The organism is Kocuria sp., from assembly GCF_030536815.1.
Taxonomy (GTDB): domain Bacteria; phylum Actinomycetota; class Actinomycetes; order Actinomycetales; family Micrococcaceae; genus Kocuria; species Kocuria gwangalliensis.
Genome location: NZ_JAUNPE010000096.1, coordinates 1 through 8,473, shown reverse-complemented (window position 1 = coordinate 8,473; position 8,473 = coordinate 1). Strand labels below are relative to the sequence as shown.

Below are 8,473 nucleotides of genomic sequence, written 5' to 3'. Positions count from 1 at the left end.
CCCTGCGGGTCCCGGTACAGCACGTTCTGGTCGCCCCAGTGCGCTAGAGGCACCACGGGCACCTGCCCCTGCAGGGACAACCGCGCCGCCCCCGTGTGGGCTCGCATGGGCCACATCCGGGGGTCGCGGGTCACGGTGCCTTCCGGGTACACCAGAATGGCGCCGCCGTCGTGAAGTTCGGCAAAGGCTGCCGCCAGGGAATCCTTGGCGCGGGTGGTTCCGCGAAAGACGGGCACCATGCCGATGTGTGCGAGCAACCACCCCAGGACGGGCACACGGAACAGGGATTCCTTGGCCAGGAACCGGGGCATGATGCCGGACTTGTAGACCGGGTACGCCACCGTGATGGGGTCGATCTCGGTGAGATGATTGGCCGCGACCACGAACCCGCCGGAGGCCGGAAAGTTCTCGGTTCCGCGCCAGGAAATCCTGGCGACCACGCGGTAGACGGGAATGGCGATCCCGGCCAGAATCCGATACGTGGACCGCTGCGACGTTCTACTCACTCGAGCATTCTCTCCCTACACCGCTCGTGACAGACACTCGCTGGGGCATGGGCGCGTCAGCGATCTTCGAGATCGAAATCCGCGCCCAGTCCCGCCAGTTTATCGGTGAAGTGCTCGTAGCCGCGTTTGATCAGCTCGATGCCGGTCACGTGGGAGACACCGTCCGCCGCCATGGCCGCGATCAAATGCGAGAATCCGCCGCGCAGGTCGGGGATGTTGATGTCCGTGGCCTTCAACGGGGTGGGTCCGGAGATCACGGCGGAGTGCAGGAAGTTGCGCTGACCGAAGCGGCAGGGCACGGAACCCAGGCACTCGCGATGCAGTTGGATGTTGGCACCCATGCGGTTGAGCGCGCGGGTGAACCCGAAACGGTTCTCGTACACGGTCTCGTGCACGATCGACACGCCATTGGCCTGGGTCAGGGCAACCACCAGGGGTTGCTGCCAGTCGGTCATGAACCCGGGGTGCACATTGGTTTCCACGATGAGGGGGTTGAGGTCTCCGCCCGGGTGGTAGAACCGGATGCCTTCGTCCTGGATGTCCAGGCCACCGCCCAGTTTCCGGTAGGTGTTGAGGAAGGCCATCATGTCCGCTTGCTTGGCCCCTGCCACCAGGATGTCTCCACCGGTGGCCAACGCCGCGGACCCCCAGGACGCGGCTTCAATCCGGTCCGGCAACGCACGGTGCCTGTACCCGCGCAGCTCGGGGACACCCTCGATCCGGATCACCCGGTCGGTCTGGACCGTGATGATCGCACCCATTTTCTGCAGGATCGCGATCAGGTCCATGATCTCGGGCTCGGTTGCGGCACCGCGCAATTCGGTGTGACCCTCCGCGCGGGTCGCGGTGAGCAGCACCTGCTCGGTGGCGCCCACGGACGGGTACGGCAGATCGATCTTGGCGCCCTGCAGCCCATGAGGTGCGCTCATGCGGATGCCGGATTCCAGCTTCTCCACGCGCGCACCGAAATTGCGCAGCACTTCCAAGTGGTAGTTGATGGGGCGGTCGCCAATGCGGCAGCCCCCCAGGTCCGGGATGAACGCCTCACCCAACGCATGCAGCAGCGGCCCGCACAGCAGGATCGGGATCCGGGAATCCCCGGCGTGAGCGTCGATATCCGCGTGGCGCGCCTGGGTGACGTTGGAAGGGTCGAGGGTCAGAACGCCGTCGGCGCCGTCGCGGTTGACCGTGACCCCGTGCAGGGCGAGAAGATTCGTCACCACGGCCACGTCCTTGATGTCGGGAACGTTACCCAGGACTGACGGCGTGGAACCGAGCAGCGCAGCGACCATGGCCTTGGGAACCAGGTTCTTGGCTCCGCGCACGGTGACCTGACCTGACAGCGGGACGCCGCCGGTGATTCGTAAAGAACTCATGACCTACCGATCTCGGGGGGAAGCTAATGTCCCGTCGCACACCGCAGTACGGAACCTGCCCATTCTAACGAGTCGTCGGCGTGATCAGCGCACTGAGTTCTCAGCTTTTTGCCGGGAGCGTGACGGGCTTGAAGGCCGGTCGGCCGTCTTCGTAGGCCTTGACGTCCTCGTCGTGTTGCATGGTGAGACCAATATCATCAAGACCTTCCATCAGACGCCACCGGGTGTAGTCGTCGATCTGGAAGGGCACCGTGACCGTGTCGCACGTGATGGTCCTGGATTCGAGATCCACCTCGATCTCAATGCCGGGCTGCTCGTCCATGAGTTTCCACAGCAGTTCCACGTCCGATTGATCCACCTGCGCGGCCAACAGGCCCTGCTTACCCGAGTTGCCGCGGAAGATATCGGCGAAGCGCGAAGAGATGACCACGTTGAAGCCGTAGTCACGCAACGCCCACACGGCGTGCTCACGCGATGAACCGGTACCGAAGTCGGAGCCGGCCACCAGGACGGAACCGTTGCTGTAAATGTCCTGGTTCAGCACGAAGTCCGGGTTCTTCCGCCAGCCCGCAAAAAGGGCGTCGTCAAAGCCGGTCTTGGTGATGCGCTTGAGGTACACGGCCGGGATGATTTGGTCGGTGTCCACGTTGGACTGCTTCAGCGGCACACCGGTACCGCGGTGAGTGGTGAATTTCTCCATGGTGGGTCTCCTTGACTGTTGCGGGCCCCGCCCGCCGTGGCGGGGCACCAGCGAACGACTTAGCGGGCGGGCGCGGATTCCAGGTCGGACGGTGAGCTGAGCGTTCCACGCACAGCGGTTGCCGCTGCCACCACGGGTGAGACCAAGTGGGTGCGGCCACCCTTGCCCTGGCGACCCTCGAAGTTGCGGTTGGAGGTCGAGGCGCAACGCTCCCCCGGCGCCAACTGGTCCGGGTTCATACCCAGGCACATGGAGCAGCCGGCAAAACGCCAGTCCGCGCCGAAGTCCTTGAACACCCGGTCCAGGCCCTCCGCCTCGGCCTGCAACCGGACCCTGGCCGAACCGGGAACGACCATCATGCGCACGTTCTCGGCCTTGGTGCGTCCCTTGACGATGTCCGCAGCGATCCGCAGGTCCTCGATCCGGGAGTTGGTGCACGAGCCCAGGAACACGGTGTCCACCGCAATGTCCTTCATGGGAGTACCGGATTCCAACCCCATGTAGTCCAGCGCACGCCGCGCGGCATCCTTGGCGTTGTCGTCCCCGGCGTCCTCGGGGTTCGGGACGGCCTCGGACAGCGGGACACCCTGACCGGGGTTGGTGCCCCACGTGACGAACGGCTCCAGCTCGTCGGCGTTGATGAACACCTCGTTGTCGAACTCCGCGCCCTCATCGGTGTGCAAAGTGTTCCAGTATTCGACCGCCGCATCCCAGTCCTCGCCCTGCGGGGCGTGCGGGCGAGCCTGCACGTAATCGAACGTGGTCTGATCAGGGGCGATCATGCCGGCGCGTGCACCCGCCTCGATGGACATGTTGCAAATGGTCATCCGCGCCTCCATGGACAGCGACCGGATGGCCGAACCGCGGAACTCCAGCACGTAACCCTGACCGCCGCCGGTTCCGATCCTGGCAATCACGGCCAGGATGATGTCCTTGGAGGTCACACCCGGTTTGAGGGTGCCCTCCACCGTGATGGCCATGGTCTTGAACGGCGCCAGCGACAGGGTCTGGGTGGCCATGACGTGCTCGACCTCGGACGTGCCGATGCCGAAGGCCAGTGCACCGAAGGCACCGTGGGTCGAAGTGTGGGAGTCACCGCACACCACGGTCATACCCGGCTGGGTCAGACCCAGCTGCGGGCCCACCACGTGCACGATGCCCTGTTCGGCGTCCCCCAGGGAATGCAGGCGCACGCCGAACTCTTCGCAGTTGGCGCGCAGGGTGTCGATCTGTTTCCGGGAGGTCTCGTCCTTGATGGTCGAGAAGATGTCCTCGGTGGGAGTGTTGTGATCCTCGGTGGCGATCGTCAGATCGGGGCGGCGCAAGCCACGTCCGGCCAGCCGCAGGCCCTCGAAGGCCTGGGGGCTGGTGACCTCGTGAACGAGGTGGAGGTCGATGTAGATCAGGTCCGGCTGACCGTTCTCCCCCTGGCGCACCAGGTGGTCCGTCCAGACCTTCTCGGCGAGTGTGCGCGCAGTGGCGCTGGAATCCTGCGCCACATTGCGGGTTCCGGTGGTTTGTGGCATCTCGACCTCTCCTGATCATGGCTGCGTCGGCGAACCGGCCGCGAGTCACCTCGCGTGGTTTGCCCGGCACCGTGTTTTCTCCATGGTCCACGGGACCCGCCGAACAGTTCCAGTGTACTCGCTTGCTTCTCGCATTGTGAGACGGCAATCTTAGAGCATGGACATTCTTGACGCGATGGATCCGACCGGCGCACCTTTGGGGACTCCGTTGGGTGGCCGAGGAACGGGTGCCGGCATGCCCGGGGAATCTTCCTTCTCCCCGTCCGGTGTGGGGGTCATCGACAAGGCCTCGCTCATCCTGGACGCCCTGGAGGCCGGCCCCGCGTCGCTGGCCGATCTGGTGGAAGCTACCGGGCTCGCGCGCCCCACCGTGCACCGCTTGGCCGTGGCACTGGCTCACCACCGTTTTGTGGGTCGCGATGTGCAGGGCAGGTTCGTCCTGGGCTCCCGCGTGGTCGAACTCGCATCCGCAGCCGGTGAGGACCGGCTCATCTCCGCATCGGCTCCCGTGCTGCTCCAGTTGCGTGACGCCACCGGTGAGTCGTCACAGGTGTTCCGCCGACAGGGCGAGTGGCGTGTCTGCGTGGCCTCCGCGGAACGCCCCATCGGCCTGCGTGACACCATTCCGGTGGGCACACAGCTGTCCATGAGGGCGGGCTCCGCCGCCCAGGTGCTGATTGCGTGGGAGGACCACGCCCGCCTGATCGAGGGGCTCTCCCACGCCCGGTTCTCCGCCACGACCCTGGCCGGCGTCCGACGCCGCGGCTGGGCCCAGTCGATCGGCGAGCGCGAACCCGGCATCGCCTCGGTCTCGGCTCCCGTGCGCGGGCCCTCCGGTCGGGTGATTGCCGCCGTGTCCATTTCCGGCCCCATTGAACGACTTTCCAAACAGCCGGGGCAAAAGCACGCGGAAGTGATCGTGCAGGCGGCACGCCAGCTCACCGAGGCGGTCCGCGTGAGCGGATCCTGACCGGCTAGCTAACGTGGGCGGTGGTCAGCGCCAACGAGTCACCGAACCTGCGATGCGCTTCCAGTTCACGTTCCACGGGAGACTCCACGAGCTCACGCGCGGTCTCGCGCACGGACTCGCCCAGGCGGCGTCGCAGTCGGGAGGCCCGCATGCGCGAGGCGACGGAAGCGATGAGTCCGCCCGTGATGGCCAGGAAGATCGCCACCACCACGCCGGTGATGACCATGAGCGTGGGCACCGGGAGCGGGAACCCCTCGACCGTGGGCGGCGGGGGCAGCGGAATCTGGAAGTATTCGGCCGCGAACAACCCCAGCAACCAGAGCAGGCCCAACACGGTCATGGCCATGGCGATCCACTGCAGTACGTCGAAAAGAATCCACCACCAGGACGCGGACCGAGCGGAGAACTTGGTGCGCGCCACGGCCTGGTCCAGCGCGTCCGGCAGACGCGCCTCGTTGGAACGAGCGGCCACGCGCACACTGCGCCGCCACGGTGCTCCCGCCCCTTCGGAGACCGCATCCGCGTAATTACGGACGGCGGAGTCCGCCGAAGCCTTCTGGGAGGCGTTCATGGGAGGCAGGGACGTGCGGTGGACCGAAGGGTCCGAGCCCTTGTCGTGGCTTTCGATGTGCAGGCGCTTGAGCGGATCCTTGCGGAAGTTCGCGAGCCAGCGCGTTGCGATCCAGCCCGTGTGCTTGCCGGCGCGCAGGCGGTAGGAACGCGCCGCGGCGTCGGCAATGAGGTCCACCCCCGCGGCGCGCACGAGGCCCGAGGTGAGATGTTCGCTTGCTTCTCGCGTGATGCCCCGGGGGTCGCCCTCACCGGCGGCCTCCGCGAGAACGTGTCCGGCATGGATCACGTCCGCCTCGAGACGCTGCCCCGCGGCCGCCCGGTGTGCTGCAATGGCGTGGATGCGCTCGCGCAGATCGGGCACACCCTCACCGGTCAGTGCGGATACTGCCACGGGGGCACTGGGCCCTGACGTGGGTAGCCCGTCCTGTGCGAGTAGCTCCCGAAGCGAGGCCAGCACGTTGGGCAGGTCCGAGGGCGCCAGGCGGTCGGCCTGATTCAGCACCACCATGGTCACCGCACCGTGACGGGACAGCGGCTGCACGAAATCCTGGTGCAGCACGGCGTCAGCGTATTTCTGAGGGTCCACCACCCACACGACCACGTCCACCAGGCCCACCATGCGGTCCACGATGTCCCGGTGCTCGCGCGTGACCGAGTCGAAATCGGGCAGGTCCAACAGAACCAGGCCGCCACTCGTGGTGCTCGCCCTGCGGCCCTTACCGGTGCTGATGCTCAGTGCGGGGCCCACCACGTGGCGGTCGCTGACGTCGAGCCAATCGAGCAGGGCTTCACTGCCCTCCTCTCCCCGGATCGCAGCCAGCGGCTGAGACGTGGTGGGCCGGCGCGCAGCGGTGCGCGCCAGATCCTGGCCGACCACCGCGTTGAACAGCGTTGATTTTCCGGACCCGGTGGCTCCGAAGAAACCGACCACGGTGTGATCGGCGGACAGGGCCCGCCGCTCCCCCGCACGGTCCAGGGCTTGGCGTGCGGCCGTCACCGCTTCCTGGTCGAGACGACCATCGGCCAGTTCCGCGGCTTGGGCGAGACCCTTGATCCGGTCGGACAGCGTGGCCTCGGGTTGTCTGGTGCGAATTTTCACAGGGCCTCACCGGCCGTGCGGATGTGCTGAGCCGCAGACCGCAACTCGGACGCGGTGGGGTGCTCACCCAATTCGTCCAGGCGGTCCAGGAACGCCTTGGCGCGCTGATCCAGCAGGTGTTTGATGCGGGTTTCCAGGTTCTCCCGTGCTTTCTGGCTCATTCGCCGGACGGCGTCCTCCCCGAAGACCGCTTCGAGCAGTTTGGTACCCACCACGCCGGAGCCGCCGGCGATGCCGACCTCGAGACCGGTGAGGCCACCGGTCATGGAGAACACGCCGATCATTAGAATCACGGCCAGGGCATTGACCCCCAGGGACATGGCCCGAGCTTGCGTACGCTTGCCCGCGCCCTCCTGTTGAATCATGAGCATGACGTCCGATTGCCACGAGCGGATGTGCTCGGCGGTGGTTTCGTGATAGTTCTCCGGCAGTGCGGACAGATCGCGGCCCGCGAGCAGGACCTGCCCCGAGGTTTCATCACGCCAGCGCCGCTCGGCCAATTCCGAAGCGCGGGCGGTGTGTTCCACGATCACGGCCTGCAAGCCGGTTTCAATGGCTTCTTCGACCTGGACCTCCGGGGCGGGCTCGCCCTTGAAGAACGCGGTGATCCGGTCGCGCACGCGGCCGATGCCCGCCTCGAGGTTGCGGAAGAACTCGCCGGTGCCCACGAAGTCCTGCCAGCGGGCCAGGACCTCCCCGCGCAGCAACGTACCGTCACGGGTGGAGTCGATGATGGCCGCCAGGGCGTCGTCGAAGGCCGAGGTGACCTCGCGGCGCAGGTGGTCCTCCGTGCGTTGCTGGCCCTCCACCGCGTCCGCGGTTCGATCCGTGGTGTCCGCGAGCTCGCGCACGGCACCGCCCAGCGTGCGTGCCGCGATGTCCGAGCGGGCCTGGGCGTCGGCCCCGAGGTCCTCGAGCCATCCGCGCAGCGGGGCCACCACGGGCGGCGGCAGCATACCCAGCTCGTTGAGCGGTGACTCCTCCACCACGAAGATGGGCGCGTGCCCGAGCCCTTCCTGATTGAGCATCCGCCGCAGGTCGTCCCGGATTTCCTCCGCCGACGCCGCCTGGACCCGGTCCAGCACCACGGCCACGGTGATATCGCGGCCGGCCGCGTTGCGTAGCAATTGCCACGGCACCGCATCCGCGTATCGGTTGGCGGTCGTGACGAACAGCCAGAGATCCGCCGCGGAAAGTAGTTGGGCGGCGAGCGCGCGGTTGTCGTCGGACACGGAGTCCACGTCCGGTGCGTCGAGCACGGCCAGGCCCTGCGGAATTTTCTCATCCGCCAGCAGCACCAACGAACCCGTGTCCTCCACGGGGCGATCACTCTCGGACCGGGCCGGGGCCGTCACCGTCGGGTCCATGAGCTTCCCTCGCACCCGCGCCAGATGCGGCAGGACACGCTGGGACGTGAACGCGGCGGCGTCGTCGGGGTGGTGGATCAGCAGCGGACGGCGCGTGGTGGGTCGAATGGCGCCGGAACGCGTGACGGGGTGACCCACGAGCGCGTTGACCAGCGTGGATTTTCCCGCGCCGGTGGATCCGCCGACCACCGCCAGCAACGGGGCGTCCAGGGACCGGACGCGTGGCAACACGTAATCATCGAGCTGGGCGACGGCCCGCCCCACGGTCTCTCGCTGCTGCGGCGCACTGGCCGTGGCCAGCGGCAACGTGGTGGAGCTCAACAGGTCTCGGGTCTGCTCGAGCGCTTCGATCAGCG

7 protein-coding genes are annotated in these 8,473 nt (G+C 66.9%); 1 reads left to right on the top strand and 6 read right to left on the bottom strand.

Annotated elements, in window-relative coordinates; genetic code table 11:
* The 4 genes from Q4E95_RS09225 to leuC form a co-directional block, all read right to left on the bottom strand.
* Positions 1-506 (bottom strand): 1-acyl-sn-glycerol-3-phosphate acyltransferase (locus Q4E95_RS09225; protein ID WP_303383027.1); only part of this gene is annotated, 506 nt, incomplete at its 3' end.
* Positions 507-562: 56 nt separating this feature from the next.
* Complete coding sequence (gene murA / locus Q4E95_RS09220) at positions 563-1,882, bottom strand: UDP-N-acetylglucosamine 1-carboxyvinyltransferase (protein ID WP_303383026.1); 1,320 nt, start codon at positions 1,880-1,882, stop codon at positions 563-565.
* A gap of 100 nt (positions 1,883-1,982) precedes the next feature.
* On the bottom strand, positions 1,983-2,582 hold the full coding sequence (gene leuD, locus Q4E95_RS09215; protein ID WP_303383025.1) for a 3-isopropylmalate dehydratase small subunit: 600 nt from the start codon (positions 2,580-2,582) through the stop codon (positions 1,983-1,985).
* 59 nt (positions 2,583-2,641) lie between these two features.
* The gene (gene leuC / locus Q4E95_RS09210) at positions 2,642-4,108 is read right to left on the bottom strand and encodes a 3-isopropylmalate dehydratase large subunit (RefSeq protein ID WP_303383024.1); all 1,467 of its coding nucleotides are present in this window, start codon (positions 4,106-4,108) and stop codon (positions 2,642-2,644) included.
* 235 nt (positions 4,109-4,343) lie between these two features.
* Here leuC and Q4E95_RS09205 point away from each other — a divergent pair, with 235 nt between their 5' ends.
* Positions 4,344-5,078: an IclR family transcriptional regulator gene (locus tag Q4E95_RS09205; RefSeq protein ID WP_190807323.1), complete on the top strand. Its 735-nt coding sequence runs from the start codon at positions 4,344-4,346 to the stop codon at positions 5,076-5,078.
* Between the two features lie 4 nt (positions 5,079-5,082).
* Here the strand turns inward: Q4E95_RS09205 and Q4E95_RS09200 are convergent, their stop codons facing one another.
* Positions 5,083-6,750 (bottom strand): GTPase, encoded by a 1,668-nt coding sequence (locus tag Q4E95_RS09200; protein WP_303383023.1) that lies wholly within the window; start codon positions 6,748-6,750, stop codon positions 5,083-5,085.
* Positions 6,747-8,471, bottom strand: coding sequence for a dynamin family protein (locus Q4E95_RS09195; protein WP_303383022.1), 1,725 nt, complete (start codon positions 8,469-8,471; stop codon positions 6,747-6,749). Before Q4E95_RS09195 ends, Q4E95_RS09200 begins: the two co-directional genes overlap by 4 nt.
* Between the last annotated feature and the right edge of the window lie 2 nt (positions 8,472-8,473).